Raw genomic sequence first — 15500 nt, 5'->3', positions numbered from 1 at the left:
CCTGCACGATCACGAAGATCAGCCGCTCCGCTGGGTCACTTGCCGCCAAAGCATGGCCGCACCGGTGCCGAGCAGGTAGAACTGAGTCATGACTACCTCACCCCTCGTGCTCGGCCCCATGATGCGCTACGTGGATGAGACCTCAGCGAGCATCTGGGTTGAGACCCGGGCTGCTGCCCGGGTCACCCTTCGCGCGGGCGGCAGGGACTGGGTAACCGCCACCTTCGCCGTCCACGGCCACCATTACGCCCTGGTGGAACTGGACGGGCTGGAGCCTGGCACAGTCACGCCGTACGCCCTCGCCATCAACGGAAGCCAGGTCTGGCCCGATCCCGCCTCGGAGTTCCCGCCGTCCATGATCGCGACGCTGCAGCCCGGCAAGCCGCTGCGGATGGCCTTCGGCTCCTGCCGGACCAGTGTGCCGCACGATAAGCCCGGCAACCGGACCCACGGCGTCGACTCGCTGCGCGCGTACGCACTGAAGATGGCTTCCGGCGGTGATGAGTCGTGGCCGGATCTGGTGGCTTTCCTCGGCGACCAGGTGTACGCCGACCTGACCAGCGAGCAGATGCAGGAGTTCATCCGCTCCCGGAGGGACATCGATGAACCGCCCGGCGAGGAGCTCAAGGACTATGAGGAATACGCCCACCTCTACAATCTGGCCTGGTCAGACCCCGCAAACAGGTGGCTGCTGTCCACCCTGCCCAGCGCCATGATTTTCGATGACCACGACATCCGCGACGACTGGAATACCTCCCTCAGCTGGAAAAAGGAGATGGAGGCCACCTCCTGGTGGCACGGGCGGATTGTCGCGGGGCTGGCCTCGTACTGGGTCTATCAGCATCTGGGGAACCTCTCACCGAAGGAGCGGGCCGGGGACCCGATCTGGCAGAAAATTGCCGACCACGCGGGCGAGGACGAGATCGACGTGAGCGCCGCACTGGACAGCTTCGCGGACCGGGCCGATCAGGACCCGGTATCGTACCGGTGGAGCTACTGCCGGGATTTCGGGGACACGCGGCTGATTGTGGTGGATTCCCGGGCCGCCCGGGACCTGACGCCGGACGACCGCGCCCTGCTGGACAAGGCGGAAATGGCCTGGCTTGACGGACGGATGCACGGCGGTTTCCGCCACCTGTTGGTGGCGACGTCACTGCCCTTCCTGCTGCCGATGGGCCTGCACTACGTCGAATCCTGGAATGAGGCCATATCCCAGGGTGCGTGGGGGAAACCTGCTGCCCGTGCCGGGGAAAAGCTGCGCCAGGCGGTGGACCTGGAACACTGGGGCGCCTTCCAGAACAGCTTCCAGGAAGTGGCGGCCATGGTGACCGAGGTCGCCGACGGCAAACGGGGCCCGGCGCCGGAAACCATCGCTTTTCTCTCTGGAGACGTCCACTATTCCTACGTGTCGGAGGTTGAGCGCTCCTCGGGCAGCCGGATCGTGCAGGCCGTCTGCTCCCCCATCCGCAACCCGCTGCCCCGGCTGATGAGGTCCTTCGCGGCCATCATGTCCTATGGCCTGGCGACGCCGGTAGGCGCCCTGGTGGCCCGCTCGGCAAAGGTCCCTGACCCGCCGTTTCGCTGGTCCGGCCTCAAGGGGCCCTGGTTCGACAACAATCTGGCCTGCCTGGAGGTTGCCCCGGAGGGGCTGAAACTGTGGTGGCAGACCGGCGTCGTGGATGGCGATGACCAGTTGCATCCCCGGCTGAAACTGGTCTCCTCCGTCACCGTCGCTCCCCGTCAGGCCGGGGAGCCCGCCGGGTGAGCTCGGACTCAGTACACCAGTTCGTGGAATAGCCGGAACTTTCGACGACTTGTTCTCATTGGACGGCCACGGGGCCGCCGCCAGAAAAGGATTCTTCGTGCCGACTGCCTTCGTACCCTTCACCCTGCTCGCCACCGCACGGGAAGGCCACCAGCAGGCCTTCCGGACGGATATTGAGCGGCTGGTTTCCGACCACCGTGCACCCCTGTCCACCGTCAAGTCCACGGCGACGATGGCTTGCCTGCGGGGCGCGATCGCTAAGAGCGAGCACACCGCGACCGAGGCGAGCCTCGCCAAGTTCCTGGCGGACCGCCTGGTCACCAACGGCATTTACCTTGACATCACGGTCTGCCTGGAGCCTTAGCCCGGTCGGACCGTGGGTGGTGGTCGGTGCCGCGCATGCGGACGGCCACGAGGAGGCCTGACAGGGCCGTGAGTCCTGCGACGACGCCGACGGCGGCCGGAATGCCGTACGCGTCGGCGATGATGCCGGAGAGCAGCGCGCCGACAGCGAAGCCGCCGTCGCGCCAAAGCCGGTAGACGCCGACGGAGCGGGCCCGCCATCCCGGGTGCGCGACGTCGCCGATGGCAGCGAGCAGGGTGGGGTATACCATCGCCGTGCCGAGGCCAAGGAACACGGCAGCGGCCAGCCAGATCCCGAAGTCCCGGCCGACAGCGATCGTCGCCAGGGCGGCGGCCTGGAGGAGCATACCGCCCACGATCAGCCACTTCCGGCCGTACTTGTCCGACAGGGCCCCGGTGACGAGCTGCGCGGCGCCCCAGACGGCGGGATACACGGCGGCCAGGATGCCGATCTTTTCGATGGTCAGTCCGGCGGTGGCGAACAAGACCGGGAAAAGTCCCCAGGCAAGGCCGTCGTTGAGGTTGTTGACCATGCCGGCCTGGCTGACCGAGGACAGTGATTTGTCCCGGAAGCTGGTGAGGGTGAAGATTTCCCGGTTGCTCAGGCCTCCGTGGGCACCGGTGTGGGCGGACGTGTGGTTGGCTGCTTCAACCCGGGCGTGGCCCCGGGTTTCCTTCACGGCGAGGACGGAGAGGCCAAGGCCGAGCGCTATGTAGGCGGCGCCGAGCAGGAACGGTCCGGGCCGCAGTCCGTAAGCGGCGGCGATGTAGCCGGTGGCCAGGGCGGTGCCGGCGACGCCGAGGTAGCCGGCCGCTTCGTTTAGGCCCATGGCGAAGCCGCGGCGTTCCGGGCCGACCAGGTCCATTTTCATCATGACGGTGGTGGACCACGTGAGGCCCTGGCTGATGCCCAGCATCACGTTGGCCGCCACAATCCAGCCCCAGTCCGGTCCGACGATCAGCATCAGCGGGACGGGCAGGGCAATGATCCAGCCGGCGACGAGGACGGGTTTGCGGCCGTAGCGGTCCGAGAGGGTGCCGGCGAAGTAGTTGGTAGCGGCCTTGGCGAGGCCGAAGGCGAGGATGTAGGTCAACGCGGACGTGTAGAGATCCAGGTGGAAGACCTGTCCGGCCAGCAGCGGAAGCACCGTGCGTTCCTGGCCGAGCGTGCCGCCGACGAGCGCGTTGACGGCGACGAGGAGCATGAACTGCGCCAGGTTCTGCCTAAGGCCCACCGTGGGGCCGGTGCGGCGGTGCCGCTGCTGCAGCGGATTGGTGGTGCCGGAGTTCATGGTGCTCCCTGTGGTGGGGACGAGGTGTGGCGGCGGCCCTGGCGTCAGGGCCGCCGCCATGGGGTGCCGGTCGGCGGGATGCCGGCGGTGCGGGTCAGCTGGCGGGGACGGTTTCCCGTGCCTGCAGGTGGGCGGTCCAGGCGTTGTAGCTGCCGTCGAGTTCGACGACGTCGTAGCCGGCGCGGCGCAGCGCGCTGGCCGCGACGGAGTTCCGGACGCCGCTTTGGCAGTAGCTTACGATGGTGCCCTGGGCCGGGAGTTCGTCCAGGTGCCACATCACGCGGCCGCCGCTGAGCTGGTGGGAGCCCGGGATGTGCCCGGCTTGGTGCTCGGTGCGGTTGCGCACGTCCAGGATCATGCCGGCCTCGAATCCCTCGAGCTCCTCGGGGGAGATCAGCTTCGGGGTGCTGGTGGGCAGGCCGGTGAAGCCTGTGACGTAGCCGGCGACGTCGTCGATCCCGACCCGGACCAGGTGGTCCCACATGTCCTGCGCGGCGTCCCGGTCGGGGGCGAGGAGCACGAGCGGGTTCTTGTCGGTTTCGGGGTTCACGACCCAGGCGCCGAAGCTGGCCACGGATTTGCCGGCCGGGACGTTTAGGGACCCGGTCACGGTGCCCCGGTGGACCTGGTCGTTGGGACGGGTGTCGATGAAGGTCAGCGTGTCAGCGGCCAGGCCCTGCGCGACGGCGGCGAGGTCCAGTTCCTGCAGCGGGGCGCGGTCGCCCATAACGGCCGGGCCCTCACGGTTCTCCCGCTTCATCCGCCCGAAGTAGGCGTGCGCGTCGGGCTGGCCGTCGAGGAGTTCATCGACGAAGCCCTGCTCGTCGTTGGCGGCCAGGTACGGGCCCCACCAGGCGTAGAGCCGTTCGTAGCCGACCGTGGAGGACGGGATCGCGCCCAGGGCCTTGCCGCAGGCACTGCCTGCACCGTGCGCCGGGTGGACCTGGACGTAGTCCGGCAGGGTCAGGAACTTGTCCCGCAGGCTCGCGAAGAGCTGCTTCGCACCGGCGAAACGGGTGTCGATCCCGCCGGCGGCCTCATCCAGCAGGTCCGGGCGGCCCAGGTCCCCGGAGAAGACAAAGTCACCCGAGAGCAGGTAGCCGGCCTGGTCGCTGAACGCGCCGTCGGTGACCAGGAAGGAGAGGTGTTCCGGGGTGTGGCCCGGGGTGTGGAGGGCCTGGATGCTGATGTTGCCCAGGGTGATCGTGTCGCCGTCGAAGAGCCGCTCGCCCTCGAACCCGTACTGCCAGTCCGGTCCGCCCTCGCCCGAGAGGTAAATTTTCGCCCCCGTCGCGGCGGCGAGCTCCCGGGTGCCGGAGAGGTAATCGGCGTGGATGTGGGTCTCGGCGACCGCGACGATCCTCATGCCGTTCTTCGCCGCCAGCGCCTGGTACACCGCGATATCGCGGCGGCCGTCCACTACCACGGCCTCGCCCTTGGCCTGGCAGCCGATCAGGTAGCTGGCCTGGGCAAGGTCCTCATCATAAATGCGTTCCAGAAGCATGTGCTCTCCTTCGTAAAGAAATGGGGCGTCTCCCCCGTCGACTACTAACAACAATAATACCCCCGGGGGTATTCTGCAAGGGGTGGTCAGCCCAGCGGCTGTGCGGGAACTGCGGGTCAGGGGCGGATCAGGTGGTGGGCAGGCCCGCGCGGTTCCAGGCGAGCATGCCGCCGTCCATGGTGTCTGCGGTGAAGCCGGCGGTGTTGAGCGCGTCCGCCACACGGGCACTTCGGTTGCCACTGCGGCAGATGGCGATCACGGGGACCGCGGCGTCAAGCTCCGAGAGGCGGGCCTGCAGTTCGCCCATGGGGATGTGGATTGCGCCAGGGATCATTCCCTCGGCGACTTCGAAGTCCTCGCGGACGTCCAGGACCTGCGCCCGGTTGCGGCGCTGGTCCGTTTCGGTGATGCTGATTTCTGCCATGGTGATGCCTTTCGTTTCAGGAGTGGCTGATGGGTGGGCCGGTCGACTCAGACCGGCGTGGGCTGGGTGTCCTTGCGGGTGGTGCGGGTGGACTTGCGCAGCGGGCAGGCGCTGACAAAGAACCAGCAGACTGCGGCCGCGACGGCCGCGGCTCCGGCGACGCCCAGGGCGATCGGTCCGCGCAGGTCAACGGGGGCTTGCTGGATGAGGACGAACGCGCCCATCACCAGCACGAACCAGCCGAAGCCCTTGCGCAGGGCCGCTTCCGGAATGCGTCCGGCGAGCTTGGACCCGATCAGGGTGCCTACGACGGCGGCCGCCGTCACGGCCAGCGTGATCCCCCAGTCCAGCTCAACGGTGGTGAGGTAGCCGGCCAGGCCGGCAAAGGACTTCATCGCGATCACAACGAGCGAGGTTCCGACGGCGATTGCCATCGGCAGGCCGCCGAGCAGCGCCAGGGCCGGTACCACCAGGAATCCGCCGCCGGCGCCGACCAGGCCGGTGACCAGGCCGACGACGAGGCCGTCGAGCAGGACACGGAACAGCGGCAGGTCGGTGTGCGTGGGCGCCTCGGTGCCGGCAGCGGCCTTCTTCTTGCGGCCGCGGATCATGGCGATGGAGGTGGCTACCATCATCAGGGCAAATGCGATGAGGAGGATCTGGCCGGGGATATGCCCCCCCAGAAGACCCCCCACGAAGGCACCGACCATTCCGGCGGCGCCGAACAGCAGTCCCGTGCGCCACATGACACGGCCGGCGCGGGCGTGGCTGAAGACACTGACGGCCGAGGTGACGCCGACCACGAACAGGGAGGCGGCAATGGCTTCCTTGGCTTCGAACCCGGCCACGTAGACCAGGATGGGCACCGTCAGGATGGATCCGCCGCCGCCGAGCACTCCGAGCGACAGCCCGATGAGCACCGACAGGGCAAGAGTAAGGATCAGCGTGGCGGTCATGAGGCCTTGGACTCCGTGGCCTTGAAGTTCGTGGCCAGGGATCCTGCGACCGGGAACTGCAGGATGGCGGACTCGCGGGTCGGCTCCTGTGCGGTCTTGTTCCAGGGCATGGCAGAGAGAGCCTGGCCCATGGCGCAGGTGTTCGTGGCGGCCGAGAAGGTCAGACCGGTGCCGATGGCTCCGGCGAGGAGCCGGATCTTCGGCGAGACGAACTTGCCTCCGGCGAGGCCCAGAACCACGAGGGAGCCGGCGGCGAGCCGGACCTGGCGTTCGAGGTCCCAGCGGGCCTTGCCGCGGACCACGTCACCGCCTGCCTCAGCGAAGCCGGGGGCGCCGCCTGCAAGCACATAGGCGGTGCCGGTGCCGATGCCGGCGCCGCCCAGGCGCTGCCGTGCCTGCTCGGCCCGCGCTCCGGACTGGCAGACAAGCACGACGCGGCTGCCCAGCCGGGCTGCCAATTCCTCAGTGTGCTCGGAAAGCAACGGCAGCGGGACGTTGTAGGAACCGCGGATGTGCATGTTTTCGAACTCGGCGGCCGAACGGACATCGATCACGATGAGGTCCTGGTGTTCCTCGAACCAGCTGCGCAGCGTTTCCGGAGCCAGCGATGTGACCGCCGGCGGGGCGGAAGAAACCTGGGTGGAGGAAGTGGAAGGGGGCGTCATGGGTGTCCTTTCGAGACGATCTAACCAACAACTGAATACCCCACCGAGTATTACAGATACCCCGGGGGGTAGTCAAAAATACCCACTGGGGTATATTCTTGAGCATAGCCATCCCTAGCTTTGGAGAGACTCATGGACCTTGATTCAGCCGAACTCGCCCCCGCAATCAACCGGCTGAAGCGCGCTCAGGGACAGCTGGGGGCCGTCATCCGGATGCTGGAGGAAGGGCGCGACTGCAAGGACACCGTCACGCAGTTGGCCGCCGTCTCGAAAGCGCTGGACCGGGCAGGATTCGCCATCATTGCCAGCGGGCTGGAGCAGTGCGCGGTCCGGAAGGACTCAGGCATGAGTACGAAGGACCTGGAAAAGCTCTTTCTCTCGCTCGCCTGAGTCCCGGCCCACGCGGGCCGTCCACGGCGGGCAACTGGCCCGACTTGTCCCGGTCGGAGGAATCCCGCGCGACGCGTCCGGTCTTACGGCTCAGGTTCCGCAGAACGTCCGGTAGGCGCCGAAGTCCCCGGGCGCGGCAGCGGCGTACCGGCCCAAACCGGGGCGCAACTCGAAGGGCCTGGTCACCGCGTCCAGGAGGCGTTCGAGCGGACCCAGATCGCCGCCCGTGGCGGCGGCGAGAGCCTCCTCCACCAGGTGGTTTCGCGGGATGTAGGCGGGATTGACCCGGTCCATAACGTCGGCGTCGGGACCCAGGGCGCTCCAGCGCGCGGACCAGGCATCGAACGCTGACGGATCGGGCAGCAGGCTCCGCGCCGGTTCGGTGTTCCCCCGGGCGGCCGCGCTGAGGCTCCGGAAGAACGAGGTGTAATCAGCCCCGCCCGCCTGGAGCAGGGTGAGCACCTCGTCCACGAGAGGCGAAGCGACGCCGTCGTCGAACCCGGCGGGCAGGCCGAGTTTGGCCGCCATGCCGGCGGACCAGGCTGAACTGTACTGCCGGCGGAACGCACCGAGGGACTCCTGCGCCTGGGCGACCGCCTGCGCCTGCTCCTCGTGGAGCAGGGGCAGCAGGGACTCCGCGAGCCGCGTGAGGTTCCATTCCGCCATGACCGGCTGGTTGCGGTACGAGTAGCGCCCGGTCTCGTCGATCGAGCTATAGACCGTGGCCGGGTCGAAGGCGTCCAGGAAGGCGCAGGGCCCGTAGTCGATGGTCTCGCCGGAGACGGTCATATTGTCGGTGTTCATGACCCCGTGGACGAATCCCACCAGCATCCACCGGGCCAGCAGTGACGCCTGAGCGGCGACGACCGCCTGGAACAGGGCGAGATAGGGCTGCTCGGCGTCCGCGGCGCCGGGGTAGTGTCGGGCGATCGCATGATCGGCCAGGCGGCGCAGGAGGTTGAGGTCACCCGTGGCCCGGGCGTACTGGAAGCTGCCCACGCGCAGGTGGCTGGAGGCGACCCGTGTGAGCACGGCGCCCGGCAGCATGGTGTCGCGGACCACCGGGCGGCCCGTCGCCACCACGGCGAGGGAGCGTGTGGTGGGGATGCCCAGGGCGTGCATCGCTTCGCTCACGACGTACTCCCTCAGCATCGGGCCGACCGCTGCAAAACCGTCTCCGCCGCGGGCGAACGGCGTGCGCCCGGAGCCCTTGAGATGGAAATCGCGCAGCTGGCCGTCCGTGTCCGTGATCTCACCGAGCAGCAGCGCCCGGCCGTCGCCGAGCCGGGGGGCCAACCAGCCGAACTGGTGGCCGGTGTAGGCCTGGGCCACCGGAGTGGCACCGCTAGGGACCAGATTGCCGACCAGCAGGCGGACCCCGTCGGCGTCCCTGAGGTAGCCGGGGTCCAGGCCCAGCTCAGCAGCCAGGGGCTCGTTGAGCACGAGGAGCCTCGGGTCGGGCGCCTCCTCTGCGCGCCAGGGGATGGCCATTTCCGCGAGCTCCCGGGCGAAGCGTCCGTCTAAGGCGACGGTGGAGGGGGCTGCGGCAGTCATACAAACAGAATATCCTGCGGCGCCTCCAGCGGCTCCGCAGCCATCGGATACGCAGAGGGCAGCCTGCTCGCGCGCGAACTCGGCGCGACGAGCCGAGCCCGCAGTCCCGGCCAGGTGAACAGCGGGCTTAGAGGCCGGACACCTTCTCGATGGCGACCGTCTCGATGATCCTGGTCGACGGCTCACCGACCAGCGCCGGCGCCGTCACACCGGTCTTCCAGGTGTCGTTCTGGAGCCTGCCCAGGAAATCCACGGCAGCTGCCTGCGTATCGAAATCCATCTCCAGCATCACGTAGTCCTCCTGGTCAAGGGGACGCGAAATCCGGTACGATCGCACCCCCGACGCAGCGCGGTTCAGGGGGTCACTGTCGAAGGCCCTCCTCCACATGCCGAAGTCCCGGACCTGGTGTTCGATCTGCAGGGTAATCACTGGGGCACTCCTGTCGACGGCCTGTACATGCCCAACTGTAGGCCCGGAAGGCCGCGGCAGGTAAGGCATCGGCGGGGTGATATTTCGCGCATGGCCCTGCGGACGCCCGGAACCGGGCCATTCTCGGGTCTGGCGGGTAGCACACCGCGCTTGACAGGCTATGCGCGTGCGCGGAGCATGACGTCATGCGCGCAATGGCAAACGGCACGCGTAAGAGGTCGAAGCCGTGAGTCCCGTGGCGACGACAACAACACGGACTGGGTCCGGACTGGTCCTGGCGGTGCTGGCATCCGCCCAGTTCCTGATGACGCTCGACAGTTCGGTCATGAACGTTTCAATGGCCACGGTGGCCGCGGACCTCGGAACGACCATCGCAGGCATCCAAACGGCGATCACCCTGTACACCCTCGTCATGGCCTCGCTCATGATCACCGGCGGCAAAGTCGGGACCATCTTGGGCCGCCGCCGCGCATTTGCCCTCGGCCTGATCATCTATGCCGCCGGTTCGCTGACGACGGCGCTGGCGCCAAACCTCGGAGTGCTGCTTCTGGGCTGGTCCCTCCTGGAGGGCGTCGGCGCAGCACTGATTATGCCCGCGATCGTCTCGCTCGTCGCGGCCAACTTCCCGCCCGATCGCCGGGCCGCGACCTACGGGCTGGTGGCTGCAGCGGGCGCCATGGCAGTCGCTGCAGGCCCGCTCATCGGCGGCGCAGTGACCACGTTTGCCTCCTGGCGGTATGTTTTCGTCGGCGAGGTTGTCATCGTCCTGGCGATTCTGCTGGTCCTGCGCAAGGTTGAGGACGTGCCACCGGCCAAGGTCCGGCTCGATTACGTGGGGTCCGCCTTGTCGATCGCGGGACTGGGCATGGTTGTGTACGGGGTGCTGCGTTCGGGTGAGTGGGGCTGGGTGCAGCCCAAGTCCGGCGCGCCAACGGTCCTCGGCCTCTCCCCGGTGGTCTGGCTGCTGATCGGCGGGCTGCTTGTTCTCTATGTGTTCCTGCGACGGACGTCGCACCTGGCCTCCATCGGGGGCGAACCCCTGATCGACCCCGTGCTTTTCCGGAACGAGCGTCTTACCGGTGGGCTCAGCGTATTCTTCGCTCAATTCCTCATTCAGGCTGGCGTGTTCTTCACCATCCCGCTGTTCCTGTCGGTGGTCTTGGAGCTTAGCGCGCTGGAGACCGGGATCCGGATCTTTCCGCTATCCGTGGCGCTGATCCTGACCGCCGTCGGAATCCCCAAGTTCCGGCCGCGCGCCAACCCGCGCCGGGTCGTCCGGCTGGGGCTGATGCTGATGACCATTGGCATCCTCATCCTCGTGGGAGGTATGGACCCGGGGGCGAACGCGGGCATTGTCGCCATCCCGATGCTCCTGATGGGCTTTGGGCTGGGGGCGCTGTCCTCGCAGCTGGGCGCCATCACCGTCTCCGCGGTTCCCGACTCACAGAGCGCGGAGGTCGGCGGGCTGCAGAACACGGCCACCAACCTGGGGGCATCCCTGGGGACCGCGCTGATCGGGTCCGTACTGATCGCCACCCTGAGCGCTTCGTTCATGGCCGGCATCCAGAACAACCCCGCCGTTCCGAGTTCCGTGCAGGAGCAAGCCTCGGTCCAGCTGGCCAGCGGTGTCCCGTTCATTTCCGATACGCAGCTCCGGGAGGCGCTGGACAATGCCGGAGTCGACCAGGAGACCGCCGATGCCATCATGGCGGTCAACTCCGGCTCCCGCCTGGAAGCGCTGCGGGCCGCGCTGGCTCTGACCGCGCTGCTGGCGATCGCCGCATTGTTCATCACCGGACGCCTCCCCGAAGAGGCCGTCGGGGCGCAGGGAGAATCACCGGGTGACAAAGTACCGTAAGGCATGCGCCGTCCCCGCAAAGCCCCCTAGTGATGCAGGGGCGGCGCTTTCAGGCTCCAGCCCTACAGGCCTTCGGAGATATTGAGAATGTTGCCCTCGCTGTCCAGGAACCACGCCACCTTGCCTGCCGGAGTCGAAGCGATCCCATTCTCGGTCTTCAGGCCAGGAAAGTCGTACTCCTTGAACACGACACCGCGGCTGCGCAGATTCTGCATCTCGGCGCCGATGTCGCCTGTTACCCAGCCCATCTGGGTATTCTTCGCTGTTCCGGCATTGTCGGTCTGGTAGAGCAGGAAAGCCGTTCCCTTGCCGCAGCGGTACAGCAGATTCTCCTCGTCCATGGTGTCGGCAGGCTCCAGTCCCAGCACGTCACGGTAGTAGTTACGCGCCCGAACGATGTCCTTCGCGGGGAGGACTGCGACAATTTCGAGATCCTTCAGCATGATTGTTTCTCCCTCTTGATCTGTGTTGATCAGGTTCCTGGAAGTCACCCCAGCTGCCATCCACGATGTAATCGACGTCCGCCGGCAACTCGGTGCATCCGGCTCCGTCGTGCCAGCCCCGGGCCTCGTTTGCCGGGGTCACCAACATGCTCAGCGTCAGCGATGGACAATACCCGGCTGCTCCCCGCATGGTGCTGATGCGCACTATCGTAGGCCCGGGGCCGCGGGAGTCAAGACCGCGCGTTGACTCATAAAAAACCTCCGCGTAGCCGGATACGTTGCCTCATGGGAAAAGGTCCGGCAAGGCTGGCCGCGGACATCATTGGGAATGGGATTAACGACGGGTGAGCGCAAGGCTGTCACGAAGCATCTGGCCGAGTCCTACCGGGCAGGCGACCGGGCCAGGAAGGGGCGGATCCTGGATGAGCTAGTCGAGTTGACTGGCTGGCACCGGGATTATGCCCGGGCGGTGTTGCGGCATGCGCTCGATCCGCCGCGGCCACGGCCCGTCAGGCCGGGTCGTGCACCGGTTTACGGGGCTGATCTCCAGGACGGACTCGTGCTGTGCTGGGCAGTGCTGCGGGCCCCGGCGGGCAAGCTGCTGGCTCCGATGCTGCCGGATCTCGTGCCGATGCTGCGGGCCGAGAAGGCCCTGGACATCACCGACGGTCAGGCAGCGCTGCTCGCCCGCATGAGCGCCGCGACCATCGACCGGCGGCTGGCGGGCCAGCGGGCGAAGCTCCTGCCGCATGGCCGCTCCCATACCAAGCCCGGATCGCTGCTGAAGTCCCAGATCCCGGTCCGCACCTGGGCCCAGTGGGACGACGCGGCGCCGGGTTTCGTGGAGATCGATCTGGTCAGCCACGACGGGTCCAACAGTTCCGGCCAGTTCTGCTTCACACTCACGGTCACGGATATCGCGACCGGCTGGACCGTGAACCGGTCCGTGCCGAACAGGGGCTCAGAAGCAAGTCTTCGCGGCCCTGCAGCACATCCTGGCGGTCTTCCCGTTTCCCGTCATCGGCATCGACTCGGATAACGGCAGTGAGTTCATCAACAACGAGCTCTTCGAGTTCTGCATCCAGCACCGCATCACCTTCACCCGGTCCCGTCCGGGCAACTGAGAGGGCAGCTGGCCGGATCTTCTTGAAGCAGGCGTTCATCCGGATCACGGGCATCCGTGCGAGGGCCGGGTCGGCTGCGGCGCGACGGTGCGGGGTCGCGGCCCGGTCATGGGTTTTGCTCACTTTGGCTCCGTGGCGGACCTTGGCGATGAGTTTTTGCTGGGGCAGCAGGTAGTTGGTGAAGATCCGGTCCAGCTCCCAGATCTCGTTGAGCAGCTCCAGTTCCGCAGCGGTGTCATAGCGAAGGTAGCCGACCAGCTGACGTACCCGGGACCAGTTCTTCTGCTCCATGTGGGCGCCGTCGTTCTTGTATTGACGTGAGGCAACAGGGACCGTCCGACATCGCTGTTGGGGTTGCCGGAACGTCCTGGCCGCAGGGTGCGGCGGCGCCGCCGCGGACGGGGCTAGGATCCGACGTCCGTGGTGCTGGTCGGTGCGTTGGCCTGATCGGACTGGTGGCGCTGCCGGCGGCTCGCCAGCAGGAAGGGCACGGCGATCAACTCGATCACGCCGCCGATCGCCAGCGAGGCAGGGTAGCCGTACACGTCGGCTGCCCGGCCAAGCGCCGGCTGCACCACGACTCCGCCGCTGGAGCCGATGAGTGAGTCGAAGCTCAGCACCGTCGCCCGCTGCTTCGAGGCGATCATGTCGTTCAGGTAGGCCTGGCGCACCGGGGTCCCCGCCGAGGCGACTACGGCCCAGAGCGCCAGCAGCACCAGGGCTACCCAAAACACTCGGGTGAACCCGAGAACGACCAGAATGAGGGCGCTCATGATGCTGCTCAGAATCAGCACCGTCGTGCGTTTGCGGACGAGGCGCCGGATGCGGGGCGCCAGCCAGCCGCCGAGCACTTCCGCTCCCGCCACGAGTGCCGCCGCCAGGCCTGCCACGGAGTATGCCCGCGGGTCGCCGAACAGCTCAAGGAGGTAGGGCTGGAGGGCATAGAACACATAGAACCCGACGCCGGCAGTGAACGGCGCTGCCAGCATCACGTAACGGACCGGCGGATTTTTCAATCCGTTTTCGATTGAGGCGGACAGGACGGCGCGGGTTGCCTGCAGCGGATGGGTCGAACGTTCCGGGGTGAATCCGACGTCGCGCATGAGGGCAAAGGCCACGACGAACATCGCCAGCAGCACACCCACGCGCAGCAGGAACGGCACGCCCAGATTGGTGGCCTGCGCTATCACTCCGCCGGCGACCGAGCCGACGAGCATCCCCACCCCCGAGACCATGAGTCCCCGCCCGAGTACCGCCTCCAGCCCGCCTTCATAGCCCGAAAAGCGCAGCGCGTCGACGAGCCATGCCTCGACCGCGCCGGAGAAGAACGTGAAGCCCAGACCGAGCAAGACCGACACCACCGCCCACCACCAGAACGGGGCGGACGACTGCCAGAGCAGGTAGTAGAGGTAGGTCGAAACAGCCAGCGTCACGGTGCCGAGCAGGAAAGAGACGCGGCGCCCCCACCCGTCGGCAATCACCCCGGTTGGCACCTCGAAGAGCACCATACCGGCCGTGAAGAACGCGTTCGCGGCAAAGGCCTCAAAGTTGCTGAGACCGGCATCCAACAGGAAGAGCGTGTTGATCCCCCAGATGAAGGAAGCCGCGAGGGTATTGCCCAGCGTCAGCGTGAGGTAGATGCGCTGGATCTTGCGGGCGGCGGCCTTCATCGAAAGGCCGTCCTCGTCCGGGGCGAGCGGAACCACGGGCCCATTCTCGCCTCCATCGCCGGCACGCGCCAGAGGAACAGGGACTGCATCCCGGGGTGCTCAGCCGGAGTCGGGCACCTCCAGGTGAACCGCGACCCGGTCCCCTGCCTCGAGACCGGCCGCCGTTCTGATGGCCCTTTTGACCGGCAGCAGATAGGTCCCGCTCTTGCTGTCGGGAAAGAGCGACGTGGACCAGCTGTGGCCCGAGACTTTCGCCGTGATCTTGACCGAACCAAAGCCCCGACGGAGCGCAACCGTGTCTTCCCTGATCTCCGCTGCAAGTTCTTCCGGAAGGGTGAGGAAGTGCCACCCGGCTTCGCCCGGATAGTGCCACAGCGTGGCCGTGAAGGCATAGCTCAGCGCCATTCTTGACGGAGCCTAGAGCGAACCGCCGGCGACGTCCGGCGTTCCCGTGTCGTCGGAGGGTCCCCCGTGGGCGCCTCCGTGGCCGTGGTGTCCGCCGCGCCCTCCCCCGTGCTGGCCGGCGTCGCCCACCCGTTCGCGGGCGAGGAACGTCTCGACGTCGAAAAGGTTGTCGGCCCGGCGTGCGACATTGAGCAGTGTGGACATCGATGCCACCTCCTCGACCTGTTCCTTGAGGAACCAAAGCATGAACTGTTCGCCCAGCGGGTCGTTTTCCGCCCGCGCCGCCGCGAACAGTTCCTTGATGCGGTTGGTGACCTCAACCTCCTGGGCGAGGGCCAGGACCAGCGGTTCCTCTGCCGAGGCGAAGTCGTTCCGGACCGGGTCGATTCCCGGGATGGTGATCTTGATGCCGCGGTCCAGGATGTAGCGGACCATCATCATGGCGTGGTTCCGCTCCTCCAGCGATTGACGGTAGAAGTGCCTGGCCAGCTGGGGCAGGTCCTGTCCGTCGAACCAGGCGGCGATGGCGATGTACTGCTGGGAGGCCGCGAACTCATTGCCAACCTGGCGGGTCAGCAGCTCGTTGAATTGGGGGCTCATGGGGGCTCTCCTCAGGTCGGTGTTCAAGGGTGTGGACCTGCGGCGCCGTGCCACTGC

At 67.1% G+C, this 15500-nt stretch carries 17 protein-coding genes; 5 read left to right on the top strand and 12 right to left on the bottom strand.

Annotated features, from left to right (window positions below):
- The first annotated feature begins 88 nt into the window (after positions 1-88).
- Positions 89-1765 carry an alkaline phosphatase D family protein gene (locus tag QK291_RS02900; protein WP_282379015.1) on the top strand — a complete coding sequence of 559 codons (1677 nt, stop codon included), beginning with the start codon at positions 89-91 and terminating at the stop codon, positions 1763-1765.
- Positions 1766-1862: 97 nt separating this feature from the next.
- The gene (locus tag QK291_RS02895; protein ID WP_282379013.1) at positions 1863-2129 is read left to right on the top strand and encodes a hypothetical protein; all 267 of its coding nucleotides are present in this window, start codon (positions 1863-1865) and stop codon (positions 2127-2129) included.
- Here QK291_RS02895 and QK291_RS02890 read toward each other — a convergent pair.
- The 5 genes from QK291_RS02890 to QK291_RS02870 form a co-directional block, all read right to left on the bottom strand.
- Positions 2107-3420, bottom strand: a complete 1314-nt coding sequence (locus tag QK291_RS02890) for an MFS transporter (protein WP_282379011.1) — start codon at positions 3418-3420, stop codon at positions 2107-2109. The two genes, QK291_RS02895 and QK291_RS02890, sit on opposite strands and share 23 nt — an antisense overlap.
- Positions 3421-3514: 94 nt before the next feature.
- A complete protein-coding gene (locus tag QK291_RS02885; protein ID WP_282379009.1) occupies positions 3515-4924 on the bottom strand; it encodes an MBL fold metallo-hydrolase in 1410 nt (469 codons plus the stop codon).
- Between the two features lie 127 nt (positions 4925-5051).
- Positions 5052-5348, bottom strand: coding sequence for a rhodanese-like domain-containing protein (locus QK291_RS02880; RefSeq protein ID WP_282379006.1), 297 nt, complete (start codon positions 5346-5348; stop codon positions 5052-5054).
- 47 nt (positions 5349-5395) lie between these two features.
- Positions 5396-6304, bottom strand: a complete 909-nt coding sequence (locus tag QK291_RS02875; protein WP_282379004.1) for a sulfite exporter TauE/SafE family protein — start codon at positions 6302-6304, stop codon at positions 5396-5398.
- Positions 6301-6969, bottom strand: coding sequence for a rhodanese-like domain-containing protein (locus QK291_RS02870; RefSeq protein ID WP_282379002.1), 669 nt, complete (start codon positions 6967-6969; stop codon positions 6301-6303). The genes QK291_RS02875 and QK291_RS02870 overlap by 4 nt, the downstream gene beginning before the upstream one ends.
- A 132-nt stretch (positions 6970-7101) precedes the next feature.
- On the opposite strand from QK291_RS02870, the gene QK291_RS02865 reads away from it, so the two are divergent.
- Positions 7102-7359 (top strand): metal-sensitive transcriptional regulator, encoded by a 258-nt coding sequence (locus QK291_RS02865; RefSeq protein ID WP_282379000.1) that lies wholly within the window; start codon positions 7102-7104, stop codon positions 7357-7359.
- A 90-nt stretch (positions 7360-7449) separates the two neighbouring features.
- Here QK291_RS02865 and QK291_RS02860 read toward each other — a convergent pair whose 3' ends face one another.
- Positions 7450-8913, bottom strand: a complete 1464-nt coding sequence (locus QK291_RS02860) for a protein adenylyltransferase SelO (RefSeq protein ID WP_282378999.1) — start codon at positions 8911-8913, stop codon at positions 7450-7452.
- A 127-nt stretch (positions 8914-9040) separates the two neighbouring features.
- A complete protein-coding gene (locus QK291_RS02855) occupies positions 9041-9343 on the bottom strand; it encodes a hypothetical protein (RefSeq protein WP_282378998.1) in 303 nt (100 codons plus the stop codon).
- Between the two features lie 226 nt (positions 9344-9569).
- On the opposite strand from QK291_RS02855, the gene QK291_RS02850 reads away from it, so the two are divergent.
- Entirely contained in the window at positions 9570-11201 is a 1632-nt protein-coding gene (locus QK291_RS02850; protein WP_348994549.1) for an MFS transporter, read from the top strand.
- Between the two features lie 62 nt (positions 11202-11263).
- Here the strand turns inward: QK291_RS02850 and QK291_RS02845 are convergent, their stop codons facing one another.
- Both QK291_RS02845 and QK291_RS02840 read right to left on the bottom strand, forming a co-directional pair.
- Entirely contained in the window at positions 11264-11644 is a 381-nt protein-coding gene (locus tag QK291_RS02845) for a VOC family protein (RefSeq protein ID WP_282378995.1), read from the bottom strand.
- A gap of 669 nt (positions 11645-12313) precedes the next feature.
- Positions 12314-12550: a hypothetical protein gene (locus QK291_RS02840; protein ID WP_282378993.1), complete on the bottom strand. Its 237-nt coding sequence runs from the start codon at positions 12548-12550 to the stop codon at positions 12314-12316.
- 77 nt (positions 12551-12627) lie between these two features.
- Here QK291_RS02840 and QK291_RS19035 point away from each other — a divergent pair, with 77 nt between their 5' ends.
- Complete coding sequence (locus tag QK291_RS19035; protein ID WP_348994553.1) at positions 12628-12768, top strand: transposase family protein; 141 nt, start codon at positions 12628-12630, stop codon at positions 12766-12768.
- 404 nt (positions 12769-13172) lie between these two features.
- Here QK291_RS19035 and QK291_RS02830 read toward each other — a convergent pair whose 3' ends face one another.
- The 3 genes from QK291_RS02830 to QK291_RS02820 all read right to left on the bottom strand — a co-directional run bounded on the left by QK291_RS02830 (position 13173) and on the right by QK291_RS02820 (position 15443).
- Entirely contained in the window at positions 13173-14438 is a 1266-nt protein-coding gene (locus QK291_RS02830; RefSeq protein ID WP_282379465.1) for an MFS transporter, read from the bottom strand.
- A 99-nt stretch (positions 14439-14537) separates the two neighbouring features.
- Positions 14538-14843 (bottom strand): DUF1905 domain-containing protein, encoded by a 306-nt coding sequence (locus tag QK291_RS02825; RefSeq protein ID WP_282378990.1) that lies wholly within the window; start codon positions 14841-14843, stop codon positions 14538-14540.
- A 12-nt stretch (positions 14844-14855) separates the two neighbouring features.
- The gene (locus QK291_RS02820; protein WP_282378989.1) at positions 14856-15443 is read right to left on the bottom strand and encodes a ferritin; all 588 of its coding nucleotides are present in this window, start codon (positions 15441-15443) and stop codon (positions 14856-14858) included.
- Positions 15444-15500: the final 57 nt, after the last annotated feature.

The organism is Arthrobacter sp. AL12 (assembly GCF_029960645.1).
Lineage (GTDB): Bacteria > Actinomycetota > Actinomycetes > Actinomycetales > Micrococcaceae > Arthrobacter.
The sequence above is the reverse complement of the archived record's forward strand: the minus strand, read 5'-3'. Positions and strand labels throughout refer to the sequence as shown.